The sequence below is a fragment of the Azonexus hydrophilus genome, from assembly GCF_905120355.1.
Classification (GTDB): domain Bacteria; phylum Pseudomonadota; class Gammaproteobacteria; order Burkholderiales; family Rhodocyclaceae; genus Azonexus.
This window is the reverse complement of record NZ_CAJHOB010000009.1, coordinates 80,060-97,433: the sequence shown is the minus strand read 5'-3', so window position 1 is coordinate 97,433 and position 17,374 is coordinate 80,060. Positions and strand designations below refer to the sequence as shown.

Annotated in this window: 14 protein-coding genes and 1 tRNA gene; 11 read left to right on the top strand and 4 right to left on the bottom strand. The window is 62.7% G+C overall.

Features of this window, described 5'->3' with window-relative positions; translation table 11 throughout:
* Positions 1-22: 22 nt before the first annotated feature.
* On the bottom strand, positions 23-1,102 hold the full coding sequence (gene queG, locus JYJ39_RS08975; RefSeq protein ID WP_205203738.1) for a tRNA epoxyqueuosine(34) reductase QueG: 1,080 nt from the start codon (positions 1,100-1,102) through the stop codon (positions 23-25).
* Here queG and tsaE point away from each other — a divergent pair.
* From tsaE to JYJ39_RS08920, 11 genes are all read left to right on the top strand, one after another.
* Complete coding sequence (gene tsaE / locus JYJ39_RS08970; RefSeq protein WP_205203736.1) at positions 1,097-1,645, top strand: tRNA (adenosine(37)-N6)-threonylcarbamoyltransferase complex ATPase subunit type 1 TsaE; 549 nt, start codon at positions 1,097-1,099, stop codon at positions 1,643-1,645. The genes queG and tsaE overlap by 6 nt on opposite strands.
* Positions 1,585-2,880 (top strand): N-acetylmuramoyl-L-alanine amidase, encoded by a 1,296-nt coding sequence (locus JYJ39_RS08965; protein ID WP_205203735.1) that lies wholly within the window; start codon positions 1,585-1,587, stop codon positions 2,878-2,880. The genes tsaE and JYJ39_RS08965 overlap by 61 nt, the downstream gene beginning before the upstream one ends.
* Positions 2,881-2,952: 72 nt before the next feature.
* Entirely contained in the window at positions 2,953-3,888 is a 936-nt protein-coding gene (locus JYJ39_RS08960) for a bifunctional riboflavin kinase/FAD synthetase (RefSeq protein WP_205203734.1), read from the top strand.
* Between the two features lie 22 nt (positions 3,889-3,910).
* Positions 3,911-6,727 carry an isoleucine--tRNA ligase gene (gene ileS, locus JYJ39_RS08955; RefSeq protein ID WP_205203733.1) on the top strand — a complete coding sequence of 939 codons (2,817 nt, stop codon included), beginning with the start codon at positions 3,911-3,913 and terminating at the stop codon, positions 6,725-6,727.
* Entirely contained in the window at positions 6,720-7,193 is a 474-nt protein-coding gene (lspA, locus tag JYJ39_RS08950) for a signal peptidase II (protein WP_205203732.1), read from the top strand. Before ileS ends, lspA begins: the two co-directional genes overlap by 8 nt.
* Complete coding sequence (locus JYJ39_RS08945; protein ID WP_205203731.1) at positions 7,190-7,621, top strand: FKBP-type peptidyl-prolyl cis-trans isomerase; 432 nt, start codon at positions 7,190-7,192, stop codon at positions 7,619-7,621. Before lspA ends, JYJ39_RS08945 begins: the two co-directional genes overlap by 4 nt.
* Before the next feature lie 90 nt (positions 7,622-7,711).
* Positions 7,712-9,193, top strand: a complete 1,482-nt coding sequence (locus JYJ39_RS08940) for an efflux transporter outer membrane subunit (protein ID WP_205203730.1) — start codon at positions 7,712-7,714, stop codon at positions 9,191-9,193.
* A gap of 10 nt (positions 9,194-9,203) precedes the next feature.
* A complete protein-coding gene (locus JYJ39_RS08935; protein WP_240189604.1) occupies positions 9,204-10,301 on the top strand; it encodes an HlyD family secretion protein in 1,098 nt (365 codons plus the stop codon).
* A 3-nt stretch (positions 10,302-10,304) separates the two neighbouring features.
* A complete protein-coding gene (rbbA, locus tag JYJ39_RS08930) occupies positions 10,305-13,058 on the top strand; it encodes a ribosome-associated ATPase/putative transporter RbbA (RefSeq protein WP_205203726.1) in 2,754 nt (917 codons plus the stop codon).
* A gap of 1 nt (position 13,059) precedes the next feature.
* Positions 13,060-14,193: an ABC transporter permease gene (locus tag JYJ39_RS08925; protein WP_205203724.1), complete on the top strand. Its 1,134-nt coding sequence runs from the start codon at positions 13,060-13,062 to the stop codon at positions 14,191-14,193.
* A 37-nt stretch (positions 14,194-14,230) separates the two neighbouring features.
* Entirely contained in the window at positions 14,231-15,589 is a 1,359-nt protein-coding gene (locus JYJ39_RS08920; protein WP_205203723.1) for an MBL fold metallo-hydrolase RNA specificity domain-containing protein, read from the top strand.
* Between the two features lie 98 nt (positions 15,590-15,687).
* On the opposite strand, the gene JYJ39_RS08915 is transcribed toward JYJ39_RS08920, so the two are convergent.
* From JYJ39_RS08915 to JYJ39_RS08905, 3 genes are all read right to left on the bottom strand, one after another.
* Positions 15,688-15,763, bottom strand: a tRNA-Gly gene (locus JYJ39_RS08915).
* A 415-nt stretch (positions 15,764-16,178) separates the two neighbouring features.
* Positions 16,179-17,108 carry a hypothetical protein gene (locus JYJ39_RS08910; RefSeq protein ID WP_205203722.1) on the bottom strand — a complete coding sequence of 310 codons (930 nt, stop codon included), beginning with the start codon at positions 17,106-17,108 and terminating at the stop codon, positions 16,179-16,181.
* Positions 17,098-17,337 (bottom strand): hypothetical protein, encoded by a 240-nt coding sequence (locus JYJ39_RS08905; protein WP_205203721.1) that lies wholly within the window; start codon positions 17,335-17,337, stop codon positions 17,098-17,100. The genes JYJ39_RS08910 and JYJ39_RS08905 overlap by 11 nt, the downstream gene beginning before the upstream one ends.
* Positions 17,338-17,374 lie beyond the last annotated feature (37 nt).

Below are 17,374 nucleotides of genomic sequence, written 5' to 3'. Positions count from 1 at the left end.
GAGGCGATAACTTCTGGCTATCTCACGCGGGGCGCGCTGCGTCTTCCGGTGCTGCGCGTGAATGCAGGCGCTGCCGTGCCCAGCCGACATGCTCGCGGACCAGGGCCGAGGGATGGTCGGCGCGTGCGCTCAGGGCAGCGTGGGTTTCTGCGCTGGCGGGGCCGTTGCCGAGGGCGACGGCGATGTTGCGCAGCCAGCGCTCAAAGCCGATGCGGCGGATTGGATTGCCTGCCAGGCGTTCGTTGAATTGTGCTTCCGTCCACCCCAACAAGGTAGTGAGACTGCCTGTATCAAGGCCGTGGCGCGGGGCGAAGGCGCTGTCGCCAAGGTGGGCAAAGCGGTTCCATGGGCAGCATAGCTGGCAGTCGTCGCAACCGTAGATGCGGTTGCCGATCAGCGGGCGGAATTCCTCCGGGATGGCGCCCGCCAGTTCGATGGTGAGGTAGGAAATGCAGCGGCGGGCATCCACTACGTACGGCCGGACAATGGCTGCCGTCGGGCAGGCGCTGATGCAACGGGTGCAACTGCCGCAGTGGTCGGACATGGGAGAGTCGGGCGGCAGGGGTAAATCGCAGTAAATGGTGCCGAGAAAGCGCCAGGAACCACGTTGTGACAGGAGCAGGCTGTGCTTGCCGCGCCAGCCCAGTCCGGCCTGGGTGGCGAATTCGACTTCCATGACTGGAGCCGAATCGGAAAACACCCGGTAGCCAAACGGGCCGGCCAGTTCGCCGATGGCGTCGGCGAGTTTCTGCAGGCGGCTGCGTACCACCTTGTGATAGTCGCGGCCTTGTGCATAACGTGAAATGGCGGCTTGCGCCGGGTCGGTGACATGTTTTCGGTGTGGCAGATAGTCGATGGCGGCACAGATCACGGTGACCGTGCCGGGGTGCAGTTCCTGCGGCTGGGCGCGCAGCTGGGCATGGCGCGCCATATAATCCATCTCCCCGTGCATGCCGGCCGCCAGCCAGGCCTGCAGGTGGGCGATGGCGGGGCCGGGTTCGGCGCGGCTGACGCCCACTTCGGCAAAACCCAGGGTTTTCCCCAGTTCACGTATGCGCAACTTGAGCGCAGCGCCATCAAGCAAGGAGTTCTGATCATGCATGCGCCGCATCTTACCGCTGATTTTGCTGCCGCTTCTGCCGTTGCTTCCGCCCGGCTGCTCATCGATCTGCCAGACGAGGCGGCGACCCAACGACTGGGGGCGGCGCTGGCGCAGACCGTGCAGCCGGGACTGGTGATTTTTCTCGAAGGCGACCTGGGGGCGGGTAAAACGACGTTGGCGCGTGCCCTGATTCGGGCGCTTGGCTATGGCGGGCCGGTGAAGAGTCCAACCTACGCTTTGGTTGAACTTTACGTAATTTCGAGTTTATACTTGTATCACTTTGATTTTTATCGCTTCGAGTCAGCAGAGGAATTCCTCGATGCGGGTTTTGACGAATATTTCAACGCAGCGTCCGTTTGTCTGGTCGAATGGCCCGACAAGGCGGCTGGCTGTGTCCCGTCGCCCGATCTGCGCATCTCGCTGCAACATGCTGGAGAAGGTCGACGCATCGAGTTTGTGGCCTGTTCCGAAAGGGGGGCATCATGCGTAAGACAACTGAACATTCCCGGCGCCAGTTCCTGCGCCGCGCCGGCGCCGCACTGATTGTTTCGGTAACGCCACTGGCCGGCCATGCCGCCAACCGGCCGGCCATTGTCGCCGTGCGCATCTGGCCGTCCGCGGATTACACCCGCGTCACCCTGGAGCATGATGCGCCACTGAAATTCAACCATTTCACGGTCGAAAATCCGGATCGGCTGGTGGTCGATATCGAAGGGGTCGAGTTCAACAGCGTGCTGGAAAGTATTGCCGGCAAGATTGCCGAAAACGACCCGCATATCAAGCTGTTGCGCGCAGGACGTTTCAAGCCGGGGGTGGTGCGCCTGGTGATGGAATTGAAGACACGGGTGGCGCCACAGGTGTTTTCTCTGGCGCCGGTGGGTGAGTATGGTCACCGTTTGGTGCTCGATGTCTATCCGGAAACGCCGGCCGATCCCCTGATGGCTCTGCTGGAAGGGCGGCAGGAGGTGGTTGAGCCGCTCAAGATCGATCCGGAACTGGCGGACAAGGCCCCGGCGAAGCCGGTTGAGGCGCCGCGCCCCGGCAAGCCGACAGTGGATCGCATGCTCACCATCATGCTCGACCCCGGACATGGCGGCGAAGACCCCGGAGCTGTCGGCAAGCGCGGGACCTATGAAAAGAACGTCACGCTGGCGATCGCGCGGCGCCTGAAAGCGCGCATCGATGCCGAACCCAACATGCGTGCGGTACTGACCCGCGATGGCGATTTCTTTGTGCCCTTGCATGTGCGGGTGCAGAAGGCGCGTCGCATCCAGGCCGATCTGTTCCTTTCCATCCACGCGGATGCCTGGATCAAACCGGATGCGCGTGGTTCTTCCGTGTTCGTGTTGTCGGAAAAAGGGGCATCCAGTACCCAGGCGCGCCTGCTAGCGCAAAAGGAAAACAATGCGGATCTGATCGGGGGGGTCAATCTCGCCAAGACCAAGGATGTCTTCCTGGCGCGCACCCTGATCGATCTGTCGCAGACCGCCACCATCAACGACAGCCTGAAACTGGGTAAATATCTGCTTGGTGAAATCGGTTCGATCAACCATCTGCACAAGACCAGCGTCGAGCAGGCCGGCTTTGCCGTGCTGAAAGCACCGGACATTCCTTCTGCCCTGATCGAAACCGCCTTTATTTCCAATCCGGAAGAAGAACTGCGCTTGAAGGATGATGCCTACCAGGCGCAAATGGCGGAGGCCCTGCTGCGGGGCATCCGTCAGTTCTTCCTCAAACATCCGCCCGGCCCCAAGGCCCGGCTGGCACAGCTGGGCTGATGTCACCACCTCGCCGGCGCCGGGATTGTGGCGTGGGGCGGGGTATAATCGGCCCTTTTCTCCGGTTCCGGCATGCGCGTTTTTCGCGGTCATTTACACGCTGTACCGACTCCCACGGCAGTGGCGATCGGCAATTTCGACGGGGTGCACCTGGGGCATGCCGCTTTGCTGCGGCAGTTGGTGACGACAGCAGCCGTGCGTGGCCTGACGCCGACGGTGCTGACCTTCGAGCCCCATCCGCGCGAGTTTTTCAGCCCGACGACGGCGCCTGCTCGCCTCAGCACCCTGCGCGAGAAGCTTGAATTGCTGGCTGAGCAAGGTGTGGCGCAGACCATGGTGTGCCCGTTCAATCACCGTTTTGCCGCGCTGGGCGCGGAAGATTTCGTGAGCGTTGTGCTGCGTGATGCCTTGCGTGCCCGTTATGTGGTGATTGGCGATGATTTCCGTTTCGGCCGTGGCCGCGATGGAGATTTTGCGCTGCTGCAGAAAATGGGTGCGGCGGCTGGTTTTGAAGTGGCGGCCATGGGCAGTGTGCTGCGCTCCGGGGTGCGGGTGTCCAGTTCGGCCGTGCGTGCGGCATTGTCTGCCGGTGATCTGAGCCTGGCCGCTGCCTTGCTGGGGCGCCCGTACAGTATGGACGGGCAGGTGGTACGTGGGCAGCAATTGGGGCGGCAGATCGGATTTGCCACCGCCAACTTGCGCATCAAGCACAATCCCCTGCCGTTGTGCGGCGTGTTTGCCGTCGAGGTGACAGGTCTGGGCGGGGCGCCACTACCCGGGGTGGCCAATCTCGGCCTGCGTCCGACGGTGGGCGGCACGCGCCCCCTGCTGGAAGTGCACCTGTTTGATTTTTCAAAGGATATTTACGGCGCGCATATTGCGGTACGCTTCCTGAAAAAGCTGCGCGACGAGCAACGTTTTGCCGATTTTTCTGCCCTGAAGGCGCAAATTGCCCTCGATGCGGCGGCTGCGCGCGATTTCTTCGCCACTGCCGACGTGGATTCCTGACAACTTATTGATTTTTCTGACCATGGCTGACTACAAACACACTTTGAATCTTCCCGACACCCCCTTCCCGATGCGGGGTGATCTGCCCAAGCGGGAGCCGCAATGGGTCGCCGCCTGGCAGGAAAAAAAGCTCTACCAGCAGATCCGCGCCCTCTGTGCCGGTCGGCCCAAGTTCATCCTGCACGACGGCCCACCGTATGCCAACGGCGACATCCACATCGGGCATGCGGTGAACAAGATTCTCAAGGACATCATCATCCGTTCGAAGACGCTGGCTGGCTTCGATGTGCCCTATGTTCCCGGCTGGGACTGCCATGGCATGCCGATCGAAATCCAGATCGAAAAAACGCACGGCAAAAACATTCCGCGCGAACAGGTGCAGAAACTGGCGCGTGCCTACGCCGGTGAGCAGATCGAGCGGCAGAAGAAGGACTTCATCCGTCTCGGGGTGCTGGGCGAGTGGGATAACCCCTACCTGACCATGAATTTCAAGACCGAGGCCGCCGAGATTCGAGCCCTGGCGGCGATGATGCAGCGCGGCTTCGTTTATCGCGGGCTGAAGCCGGTGAACTGGTGCTTCGATTGTGGCTCCGCCCTGGCCGAAGCCGAAGTGGAATACCAGGACAAGAAATCACCCGCCATCGATGTGGCTTTTCCGGTGGTCGAACGCGACAAGCTGGCGGCTGCCTTCGGGCTGACCGAACTGCCGGCGGGCGAGGCCCGGGCCGTCATCTGGACCACCACGCCATGGACTATTCCCGGCAACCAGGCGCTCAACGTGCACCCGGAACTTACCTATAACCTGGTGCAGACGGAGCAGGGGTGTCTGGTGCTTGCCGCCGACTTGCAGGAAGCCTGTCTCGCGCGCTACGGCCTCGGCGGCAGCACCGTTGCCAGCTGTCCGGGCGCGGCGCTGGAGCGCATTGCTTTCCGCCATCCGTTGTACGACCGTCTGTCGCCGGTTTTCGTTGCCGATTATGTCAGTCTCGATGCCGGTACCGGCATCGTGCACTCCGCGCCTGCCTATGGTCTGGACGACTTCCACACCTGCAAGCAGTACGGCATGCACAACGAGGACATCCTGACGCCGGTGCAGGGCGATGGCAGCTTTGCTGCCGACCTGCCGTTCTTCGGCGGCATGAATGTGTGGAAGGCCAACCCGGTCATCGTCGACAAGCTGGCAGAAGTTGGCGCGCTGTTGAAGCACGCCACCATCGAACACAGCTACATGCACTGCTGGCGCCACAAGACGCCGCTGATCTACCGCGCCACCAGCCAGTGGTTCGTGCGCATGGACGCGCCGGACGTCGACAGCCAGGGCGTCGCCGCCACCGAGCCGGCCGGCCACACGCTGCGCGAAGCCGCGCTGCAGGGCGTCGAGGACACCGCCTTCTATCCCGCCTGGGGCAAGAACCGCCTGCACGCGATGATCGCCAACCGCCCGGACTGGTGCATCTCGCGCCAACGCAACTGGGGCGTGCCGCTGCCTTTCTTCACGCACAAGGCGACTGGCGAACTGCATCCGAACACGCTGGAGCTGATGGAAGCCGTGGCGAAGCGCGTCGAGCAGGGGGGTATCGAGGCGTGGACGCAACTGGATGCTGCCGAACTGCTCGGCGCGGACGCCGCCGACTACGTCAAGACCACCGACATCCTCGACGTCTGGTTTGATTCCGGCACGACGCACATGAGCGTCATGCGCGGCTCGCACGGCGACCAGCTGACCTGGCCGGCCGACCTTTACCTGGAAGGCTCCGACCAGCACCGCGGCTGGTTCCATTCCTCGCTGCTGACCGGTGCGGCGATCGACGGCCGCGCCCCGTACAAGGCGCTGCTGACGCACGGTTTCGTCGTCGATGGCAAGGGTCACAAGATGTCGAAGTCCAAGGGCAACGTCATCGCGCCGCAGCAGGTGTCCGACAAAATGGGCGCCGACATCCTGCGTCTGTGGGTGGCGGCGACCGACTACTCCGGCGAGCTCAATATTTCCGACGAGATACTGAAACGCGTCGTCGAAGCCTACCGCCGCATCCGCAACACCTTGCGCTTCCTGCTGGCCAACGTGTCCGATTTCGACCCGGCGAGCGACATGCTGCCGGTCGGCGAATGGCTGGAAATCGACCGCTACGCACTGGCGCTGACTCGCCAGTTGCAGCAAACCTGTACCGCCGATTACGACAAATTCGAGTTCCACCACGTGGTGCAGGCGTTGCAAACCTTCTGCTCTGAAGATCTCGGCGGCTTCTATCTCGATATCCTGAAGGATCGCTTGTACACCACCGGCGAAAAATCGCGCGCCCGCCGCTCGGCGCAATCGTCCCTGTGGCACATCGTGCATGCGTTTACCCGTCTGCTGGCACCGATTACCGCGTTTACGGCGGAAGAGGTGTGGGGCATCCTCACCGGTAACGCCGATGATTCGGTGCTTCTGCACACCTGGCACGAACTGCCGGCGCAGGATGGCGAGGCCGCTCTACTGGCCAAGTGGGGTCTGATTCGCGACGTACGCATGGATGTCACCAAGGCGCTCGAAGCCCGGCGCGAAGCGGGTGAAATCGGCGCCGCCCTGCAGGCGACGGTGGAAATCCGCTGCAGCGGGGAAAAATACGCCGCCCTGGCCTCGCTCGGGGACGACCTGAAATTCATCTTCATCTGCTCGGCCACCACTTTGCGCGAAGATGCCGCTGAAGCCGTCACCGCCACGCCGCTGGGCCACGCCAAGTGCGAGCGTTGCTGGCACGTGCGTGCCGATGTCGGTAGCGACGCCGCCCACCCCGATCTGTGCGGGCGCTGTGTGAGCAATCTCCATGGTGCCGGCGAGGCGCGCCAGCATGCCTAAACCCGGCCACTGGTACGCGCTTGCAGCGCTGGTGATCGTGCTCGATCAATTGAGCAAGTGGCTGGCGCTGGCGAGCATCATGCCGGGCGAGGTGATCTATTTCGCGCCCTTCTGGAACTGGGTGCTGACCTTCAATCCGGGGGCGGCATTCAGCCTGCTGGCTGATCAGCCGGGCTGGCAGCGCTGGTTCTTCACGCTTCTGGCGTTGGCCGTAGCGGCCTGGATTGCGCTGGAATTGCGTAAACACCCTGAGCAGAAACTGCTGTCCCTGGCGCTGACCCTGGTCATGGGCGGTGCCCTCGGCAATGTCATTGATCGCGTGCGCTTCGGTGCCGTGGTCGATTTCGTCCAGTGGCATGCTGCCGGCTACTACTGGCCGGCGTTCAATGTCGCCGATTCGGCCATCTGCCTCGGCGCGGCCCTGCTCATTTTTGCCTCATTCACTCACAAGAAGGATTCCCCATGACGGCCAGCGTGCAAGCCGACAGCTTCCTCACCCTGCATTACCGCATTTCCACCCTGGCCGGCGAGGAGTTTCTGTCCACCTTCGACATGAGCCCGGCGACCCTGCAGATGGGCAGCGGCCAGCTGGCGGAATCGCTGGAGGAGGTGCTGCTGGGCCTGGAGCAGGGCGGTCACTATGTCTTCGAGCTGGAGCCGGAGCAGGCCTTTGGTCAGCCCAACCCGCGCCTGGTCGAGCGCATTGCCCGCAATGCCCTGCCGGCGGGGATGGAGCTCAAGGAAAATTCCATCGTCGAATTCACCGCCCCCACCGGCGCTGCTTTTTCCGGCTTTCTGCGCGAATTGAACGACACCAGCGCACTGTTCGATTTCAATCACCCGCTGGCCGGCAAGGCGATCCGTTTCGAAGTGAAATTGATCGGGGTGATGTAGGGCGGAGATGCCGGGCCATAAGCAGAAACGCGCCTGACGGTGTATCATTGGGCCGTGATTCGCTGATAGCCCCTGCCAGGCCTGCTGCCCATGATTTTCTCCCTGTTATCGTGCTTCACGCGGCGTGCTGTGTGCGCCCTGGTCGTGGTACTAGCGTTGAGTGCCTGTGATTTTCTGGCGCCGCGCGGCGTACAGCCCGATCCGCAGGTGGCCAACTACTGGCCGGAAACGACGTGGGATCGGGGGCGGCCTGCGGGTGGCCAGCCAGCCACCGCCCTGCACTGGCGCGATTATTTTGTGGCGCCCGAATTGGTGGCGTTGGTCGATACGGCGCTGCAGAACAATCGTGATCTGCGCCTGGCGCTGCTGCGGGTGGAAGAGGCCCGGGCGGTCTATGGCATCCAGCGTGCGGCGCAGTTTCCGTCCCTGGCTGTTGCTGCGCAGGGCGCGCGTAGCCGGGTGCCGGGCGATCTCAACGCCAGCGGTCGTTCCGTGGTTGCCAGCGAATATCAGGCCTATGCCGGCGTGAGCAGCTGGGAACTGGATTTGTGGGGGCGGGTACGCAGTCTCAAGGAGGCGGCGCTGCAGGAATATCTGGCGACGGAAGAGGCGCAGCGGGCCGCACGCATCACCCTGATTGCCGCCGTGGCCCAGGCTTATCTCGGTCTGTGGGAGCTTGATGCGCGCATTGCCCTGGCCGGGCAGACGGTGGCGTCACGGGAAGAAAGCTACCGGATCTTTCGCCGGCGTAACGAAGTCGGTGCGGTCTCGACCCTGGAACTGACGCAGGTGGAAACCTTGCTCAACACCGCCCATGCCTTGCTGGCACAGCTGCAACAGGCGCGAGCGTTACAGGCGCATGCCCTGACGCAGTTGCTTGGCGTGCCGCAGGTGGTGGCGCCGCTGGCCGCTGAGCACTGGCCTGATGGGGCGGTGTTCGCCCCCCTGCGGGTGGGTCTGCCGGCCGAACTGCTGACGGCGCGGCCGGACATCCGGGCAGCGGAAAAACGTCTGGCAGCCGCGCAGGCCAATGTGCAGGCCGCGCGCGCTGCGTTTTTCCCGCGCATCGCATTGACCGGCAGCCTGGGGACGGCCAGCGCCCAGCTCGATGGCTTGTTTGCTTCCGGCAGCCGGGCCTGGACTTTCGTGCCGAGCATTTCCCTGCCCATTTTTGATGGGGGCCTGCGTCAGGCGGGTCTCGATCTGGCGGCTGCACGCAGCCACATCGCGGTGGCCAATTACGAACGCACCGTGCAGCAGGCTTTTCGTGAGGTGGCCGATGCGCTTTCTGCGCGCCAGTGGCTGACGCAGCAGCTCGCCATCCAGCAGCAATCGCTGGCAACACAGCAACAGCGGGCGCGTCTGGCGCAGTTGCGCTACGACAACGGGGCGACGTCTTATCTCGACGTGCTCGATGCGCAGCGCGATCTGCTGGAGGCGCAGCAGCAGTCGTTGCAAGTGCGGCGCCGGCTGCTGGCCAGCCAGGTCGACCTGTACACCGTGCTGGGTGGAGGCTCCGAACAATCCGATGGCAGTAGCGCCGAGTTGCGCGCTGCTCCTTCTTCGCCTTGAGGTAATCGCTGTGGCATGGCCATTCCTGTCAAAGAAAAATGTCCGTCTCCTTATTCTGCTGGTCGCTGCGGCAGCCCTGCTCTGGTATGGCTGGGAACGTTATGCGCAGCGTGGGCCAGGCGAGGGTTTCGTCAGTGGCAACGGGCGGATCGAAGCGACCGAGATCGATGTGGCCAGCAAATACGCCGGCCGAGTGAGCGAGATCATGGTGCGCGAGGGGGATTTCGTCACGGCAGGGCAGGTGGTGGCCCGGATGCAGATCGACACGCTGGTGGCACAACGGGAAGAGGCGCGCGCCGGTTATCAGGAAGCGCTGCATGCGGTGGCGGCGGCCAAGGCCCAGATCAGCCTGCGTCAGAGCGATGTGGTTGCCGTGCAGGCGCTGGTTGCCCAGCGCGAGGCCGAGCTGGACGCAGCGCGGCGGCGGCTGGCGCGTTCGGAAACCCTGAGCCGGGAGGGGGCGGCTTCGCAGCAGGAACTTGATGATGACCGGGCCAAGGTACGCAGCGCTGAAGCCGCCCTGGCCGCAACCCGGGCGCAGGTGGTGGCGGCGCAGGCGGCGGTCGAATCGGCACGGGCCCAGCAGACCGGTGCGGAAGCGCGGGTCGGTGCGGTGCAGGCAAGCATCGAGCGGATCGAGGTCGACATTGCCGACAGCGAACTCAAGGCCCCGCGCGATGGCCGGGTTCAGGTGCGGGTGGCGCAGCCGGGGGAAGTGATCGGTGCCGGCGGACGGGTGCTCAACCTGCTCGATCTGTCGGATGTGTACATGACGTTTTTTGTGCCCGAGGTGGTGGCGGGGCGCATTGCGCTGGGCAGCGAGGCGCGGATCGTGGTTGATGCCGCCGCTGGCGCGGTCATGCCGGCGCGGGTGTCGTTTGTTGCCAGCCAGGCGCAGTTCACGCCGAAAACGGTGGAAACCACCAGCGAGCGGCAAAAACTGATGTTCCGGGTGCGTGCGCAACTGCCGCCGGAGTTGTTGCGCAAGTATATGGATCAGGTCAAGACAGGCGTTCCCGGCGTGGCCTGGCTCAAGCTCGACCCACAAGCGGCGTGGCCTGCTGAACTGGCGATCTCGCCGGCGTTGCAGGTGTCGCCGGCAGACTGAGCGATGACGCTGCCGCCCATGCCGTCGGCGGTCGTGCGTCTGCACGCGGTGCGGCTGCGCTATGGCCAGATCGAGGCACTGGCGGGTATCAGCCAGGAGATTCCTGCCGGCTGCATGGTCGGGCTGATTGGTCCGGATGGTGTCGGCAAATCCAGCCTGCTGGCACTGATTGCCGGCGCCCGTCAGATTCAGGAAGGGACGGTGGAGGTGCTGGGCGGCGACATGGCGCAACGCCCGCACCGTGCCAGCGCCTGTCCGCGCATTGCCTACATGCCGCAAGGTCTGGGCAGGAATCTGTACCCCACCTTGTCGGTCGAGGAAAACCTGCAGTTCTTTGCCCGCCTGTTCGGTCATGATGCGGCTGAACGTCGCCGCCGCATCGACGATCTGACCCGGGCGACCGGCCTGTATCCTTTTTTGACGCGACCGGCCGGGAAATTGTCCGGCGGCATGAAGCAGAAGCTCGGCTTGTGCTGCGCTTTGATCCACGATCCGGACCTGCTGATTCTCGATGAGCCGACCACCGGCGTCGATCCGCTGGCACGCGCCCAGTTCTGGGAACTGATCGCGCGTATCCGCAGCCGACGCCCGGGCATGAGCGTGCTGGTAGCGACCGCCTATATGGACGAGGCGCAGCGTTTCGACTGGCTGCTGGCGATGGATGCCGGCCAGATCCTGGCCACCGGAACCCCACAGGAACTGCTCGACCGTACTGGGAGCGAGACGCTGGAAGCGGCTTTCATTGGACTGCTGCCGGCGGCGAGGACGCGCGGTCACTCAGCGGTGGTGATTCCCCCTTTGCAGGTGGATCAGGACGACATCGCCATCGAGGCGCAGGGGCTGACCATGCGTTTCGGTGATTTCGTCGCGGTCGACCAGGTCAGCTTCCGCATCCGGCGCGGCGAGATTTTTGGCTTTCTCGGGTCCAACGGCTGTGGCAAGACCACCACGATGAAGCTGCTGACCGGCTTGCTGCCAGCCAGCGAGGGGCGGGCTTGGCTGTTCGGCCACGAGGTCGATCCACGCGACATCGCGACCCGTCGCCGTGTCGGCTACATGTCGCAGGCGTTTTCGCTCTATGGCGAATTGACCGTGCGGCAGAACCTGCTGCTGCATGCCCAGTTGTTCAACGTGCCGGCGGCGGACATTCCCGCCCGGATGGATGAAATGGTGGCGCGCTTCGGTCTGGCGGAGGTGCTCGACAGCCTCCCGGAAAGCCTGCCGCTGGGCCTGCGCCAGCGCCTGTCGCTGGCCGTGGCGATGGTGCACAAACCCGAGATGCTGATTCTCGACGAGCCCACGTCAGGGGTGGATCCGGTGGCGCGCGATGCTTTCTGGCGTCTGCTGGTGGAATTGTCGCGGCGTGACAAGGTGACCATTTTCATTTCCACCCATTTCATGAACGAGGCCGAGCGCTGTGACCGCATGTCGATGATGCATGCCGGCAAGGTGCTCGACAGCGATACGCCGGCCCAGCTGGTGGCCAGACGCGGTGCGCGGAATCTGGAAGAAGCCTTCATCGGCTATCTGCGTGAGGCCGATGGCGTGCCGCCGGTCACGCCAGAAAAGGAGGGCGCGGCCGTGCCGGAGGCGGTGGCAGAACCGACGGCGCAGGCTGCTGGCGGGGCAAGGGCAGGTTTCAGCCTGCAGCGCATGCTGGCCTACCTGTGGCGGGAGGCGCTGGAGTTGCAGCGCGACCCGATCCGCGCCACGCTCGCGCTGGGGGGCTCGATCCTGCTGTTGTTCGTGATCGGCTTCGGCATCAACATGGATGTCGAGAACCTGCGTTACGCCGTGCTCGACCGCGACCAGACGACGCTCAGCCGCGACTACGCGCTGCAATTGTCGGGCTCGCGCTATTTCATCGAACAGCCGCCGCTTGCCGATTACGACGAACTCGACCGGCGCATGCGCAGCGGGGAGTTGTCGCTTGCCATCGAGATTCCTCCCGGTTTCATGCGCCAAGCCCTGGCTGGGCGGCAGGTGGAGATCGGCGCCTGGGTCGATGGGGCCATGCCGGTGCGGGCGGAAACCGTCCAGGGGTACGTGCAGGGCATGCATCAGCACTGGCTGGCGGGGCAATTGAGCGAGCGGCTCGGCGTGCAGGCGAAGGGGGCCACGATCCAGACCCGCTTCCGCTACAACCCGGATGTCCGCAGCTTGCCGGCCATGGTGCCGGCGGTGGTGCCGCTGCTGCTCCTGCTGCTGCCGGCCATGCTGACGGCGCTGGCGGTGGTGCGCGAGAAGGAAACAGGCGCAATCATCAATCTCTACGTCACCCCGGTCAGCCGCAGCGAATTCCTCTTTGGCAAGCAGTTGCCTTATGTCGGCCTGACCCTGCTGAATTTCCTGTTGATGAGCCTGCTGGCGGTGACGGTATTCGGGGTGCCGATAAGCGGCGATTTCCTGTCCCTGTGCCTGGCGGCGCTGATCTTCGCGTTCGTGTCCACTGGCATGGGGCTGCTGGCGTCGGCTGTGACCAAAAGCCAGATTGCAGCGCTGTTCATTGCCATGGTCGGCACTATCCTGCCGGCCATCCAGTTTTCCGGGTTGATCAACCCGGTGTCTTCGCTCGAAGGTGGCGGGCGGCTGATCGGCGAGGTGTACCCGGCCACCTACATGATCATCATCAGTCGCGGGATATTCAGCAAGGGGCTGTCGCTGGTCGATCTGAGCGGGGCGTTCTGGTGCATGCTGGCGTCGGTGCCGCTGATTCTCGGTGTCGCCATTCTGCTGCTGAAGAAACAGGAGCGCTGAGATGCAGTTGCGCCATCACCTTGCCAATATCTACCGCCTCGGCATCAAGGAGTTGTGGAGCCTGGCGCGCGACCCGACCATGCTGGTGCTGATCGTCTATGTGTTCACCGTTGGAGTGTACACTGCCGCCACGGCCATGCCGGAAACCTTGCACCGGGTGCCCATCGCGCTGGTTGATGAGGACGATACGCCCTTGTCGCAGCGTATCGTTTCAGCGTTTTATCCGCCGCAATTCAATACCCCGGAGCTGATTACCATGCCGCAGATGGACCCGGCCATGGATAACGGCGAATACACCTTTGCCCTGTACATCCCGCAGGGGTTTCAGCGCGATGTGCTGGCCGGGCGCGCGCCGGAAATCCAGCTCAACGTGGACGCCACCCGCATGAGCCAGGCGTTCACCGGCAGCGGTGCAGTGCAGCAGATCGTGCAGGGAGAAATCAACGAATTCGTCCAGCGCCAGCGTGTCGGCACGGTGTTGCCGGTGGATCTGGCCTTGCGCGCCCGCTTCAATCCGGCGCTGGAGAAAAGCTGGTTCGGCGGGCTGACGCAGGTCATCAACTACATCGCCATGCTGTCGATCGTGCTCACCGGCGCGGCGCTGATCCGTGAACGCGAGCATGGCACCATCGAGCATCTGCTGGTGATGCCGGTGACCCCGACCGAAATCATGCTGTCAAAAATCTGGTCGATGGGCCTGGTGGTGCTGTTGGCGTCAAGCTTGTCCCTGAACATTGTCGTGCGCGGGGTGATCGGCGCGCCGGTAGCCGGCTCGCCCCTGCTGTTCTTCTGCGGTGCGGCCTTGTGCCTGTTCGCCACCACCTCGATGGGGATTTTTCTGGCGACGGTGGCACGCAACATGCCGCAGTTCGGCATGTTGATGCTGCTCGTCCTGTTGCCGCTGGAAGTGCTCTCCGGTGGCACGACGCCGCGCGAGAGCATGCCCGAATTGGTGCGCACCCTGATGCTGGCGGCACCGACCACCCATTTTGTCGAAATTGGCCAGGCCATCCTGTATCGCGGCGCGGGGATCGAGGTGGTCTGGAAGCCGTTTCTCTGGCTGCTGCTGATTGGCAGCGTACTGTTTACACTGTCGCTGTCGCGTTTTCGCCGGACCATCAGCCAGATGGCCTGAGGTTTGTCCCGGGCGGCAAGGAAAAGGAGGAAAGAACATGTTTTCACTGACCAGTCTCGGCGGGGTGGGTACCGTCACCGGCTCCAAGCATCTGCTGACTTACGGCGACACCCGCATCCTGATCGATTGCGGCTTGTTCCAGGGGCTGAAGAATCTGCGCGAACTGAACTGGACGCGCCTGCCGGTCGAGCCGCGCGACATCGATGCGGTGGTGCTGACGCACGCCCATCTGGATCACTGCGGCTATCTGCCCCGACTGGTGCTCGACGGTTTTCGCGGCCGGATTTTCTCGACTGCGGCCACCCGCGATGTGGCCGAGCTGATCCTGCTCGATAGTGCCTGGTTGCAGGAGAAGGATGCCGAATTTGCCAACCGCAAGGGATTCTCCAGGCACAAACCGGCTTTGCCCCTGTACACGCGGCTCGATGCCGAACGCACGCTGACGCATTTCGCGCCGCAGTCTTTAGGGCAGAAAATCGCGCTGCCCGGTGGGGCGACCCTGGTGTTTCGCCGCGCCGGTCACATTCTGGGCGCGGCCACGGCGGAAATCGAGGTCCGGGGCAAACGCATCGTGTTTTCCGGCGATCTCGGGCGCTATGACGATCCGGTGATGCATGCTCCCGAGCCAGTGCCGGCGGCCGACTATGTCGTGATTGAATCGACTTACGGTAACCGCGATCACGACCGCAGCGATCCGGTTACAGCCCTGGGCGACATCATCGAGCGCACCTTGCGCCGTGGCGGCACCGTGGTCATTCCCGCCTTCGCCGTCGGGCGCGCCCAGTCGTTGATCCATGCCCTCTGGCAGTTGCGCCAGCGCGGTGGCCTGCGCAATATCCCGGTCTATCTGGACAGCCCCATGGCGACCAATGCCACGGCACTGCTGTATGCCTATCACGATGAACACAAATTGGGCAGCGACGAGTTTCAGGCGGCCTTCGCGGCAGTGACTTACGTGCAGGACGTGGAAGAATCCAAAGCGCTGTCGGCCAACCCCTTCCCCAAGGTCATCATCTCGGCCAGCGGCATGGCGACGGGAGGACGGGTGCTGCACCACATCGCGGCGTTTGCCGGGAGTCATCAGAACACGCTGCTGTTCTCGGGCTTCCAGGCCGCCGGAACGCGCGGGCGCAAGCTGCTCGAAGGTAGCCGCGAGGTGAAAATTCACGGTCGCTGGTTGCCGGTCAATGCCGAAGTGGCGGAGCTGCCCATGCTGTCGGCGCATGCCGATCGCGGCGAGTTGCTGCGCTGGTTATCCGGTTTCAGTCACCCACCCCAGCACGTGTTTGTCGTCCATGGCGAGGCCGAGGCCTCGGAAGCATTGCGCGAACGCATCCAGCGCGAACTGGATTGGCCGGTTAGCGTGCCGCGGCAGAATCAGGAATTTCCGCTGTAGTCGGGGGTAGAGGCGAGGGATAAACGAAAAAAGGAGCCGAGGCTCCTTTTTTCGTTTCAGCGTACTGGCATCATATTGAGTATTGATGCCAGAGAGTCTGGAGCGGCAGAAGAGTCTCGAACTCTCGACCTATACCTTGGCAAGGTATCGCTCTACCAACTGAGCTACTGCCGCAAAACTTTTGGAGGCGCGGGCCGGAGTCGAACCGACCTACTCGGATTTGCAAACCTTCTGAAACCCTTGCGCCCCTTGGGACAGCCGGCATTCTATGGGATCACATGGGACGAGTCAATACTATCCGGATCAATAATCCGGCGTTTTTTCGCGCCAAGTCACCCACAAAAAAACCCGCACTCGGCGGGCTTGGGTGTTGCTCCTGTCGTTGAGGTGTGGCGAAGGTCGCGACTCCGTAAAATCGACCATCCTCCGCCGTGCTTGTTGAGATTTACGCAACCGCCAGGTTAGCTCTACAAGCTGGTTGGCTCGCCATACAGAGATTCCACCGCGGAATCCCCACCAGCCGCCTATGGCTCACCGCGTCTCGGCTATCGGCTGGGTTTTTCTGGAACTACACCTTGCCTCTGGCTTTTCAGTAGGTGTTTTCCTTTTCGACATGATCTTGGGAAAGTTTCAGGGACTCGAGTCGCGAATGCCCGAATTCCATTTGCCGCCCGTCGGCACGCGTGACGCTCGGTTCTGTTCTTGGCGAGAAGGTGCCGCCATTGGTGCGCGTCAAAAACTCCTGGTAGCCTTTCGGCATGTCTTCCAGCGCAGTCATGGCGAACTGGTCCCGGAATTCCCGGCGCTGCGCTTCCAGCGTCTGAATCTCGGCAGATAGGGCGCGAGCCTGGTTCAGAAGTTCATCGGTGCCTGGGCTGTTTTCAGGAACGCCGGCATCCTTCAGGATATGGCGGATATTGGCTTCAATCGCCGGGTAGAACAGATCGGGGCACAACGCCAGCAGAGTAAAAACACCGCTATCGTATTCGACGAGGTGGATCGGGCTGGCGATGCTTTGCGAGAAGGTCAAATTGCCGGCGCCATCGAAACCGCCCATTGTTTCAACCGCCCCAAAGTTTGTGACTTTTCGAGCCGCCAGGATATTTGAGCGGATAAGCTCGCTAGCTTGATGGCGCTCAATATCATCCCGCAACTGATTCATCAGCAGCTTGGTCGCGTCATCAATCGAAACGCTCATGATCAGCTTGTTCAGTTCGGCGGATTTTTGCTCAATCATGTCATTCAAGCTTGCCATGTTCGATTTGAGCGTTTCGCGCAGTTTCTTTTGTTGATCGGCTAAGTTGGCTACTGCTTTTTCTATGGCTGCAATGGGGGCAGTGATACTTTCGGCGGTATGACCAAGGCCCGGCGTCAGGGCTTGCGCGGCGAAGTCGCTGGGCGCCGATGCCAAGGCTTCTTTTGCCGTGCTGGTGGCTTCGGCCGGCATGGTCTGGCGGGCGGTTTCCAGTTCGGCAGTGTCGGCAAGGGCGTTTTGCTTGATGTTTAATTTATTTGTCATGGTTGGTCTCCGTCTTGCAATGGTGGAAGCTGGTGGCGCAGCTCACCAGCTCATTGTGTTCTTCGGATTTGGTGGGGCTCATGGCGGCGGCCAGTGCTTCGCGCTGATCTGGCGTCAGTCTTGCGTGAATCGTCGTGTTGTCGAACCAGATCAACAAAATAGACTTGGATCGGTCGAACATGACTGCGCCTTGTGTTTCCGGCTTGCTTTGAACGCAGGTGACTTTCATGGGTAGGGCGGCTCCGTGGTGTTATGGCGATGTGAGC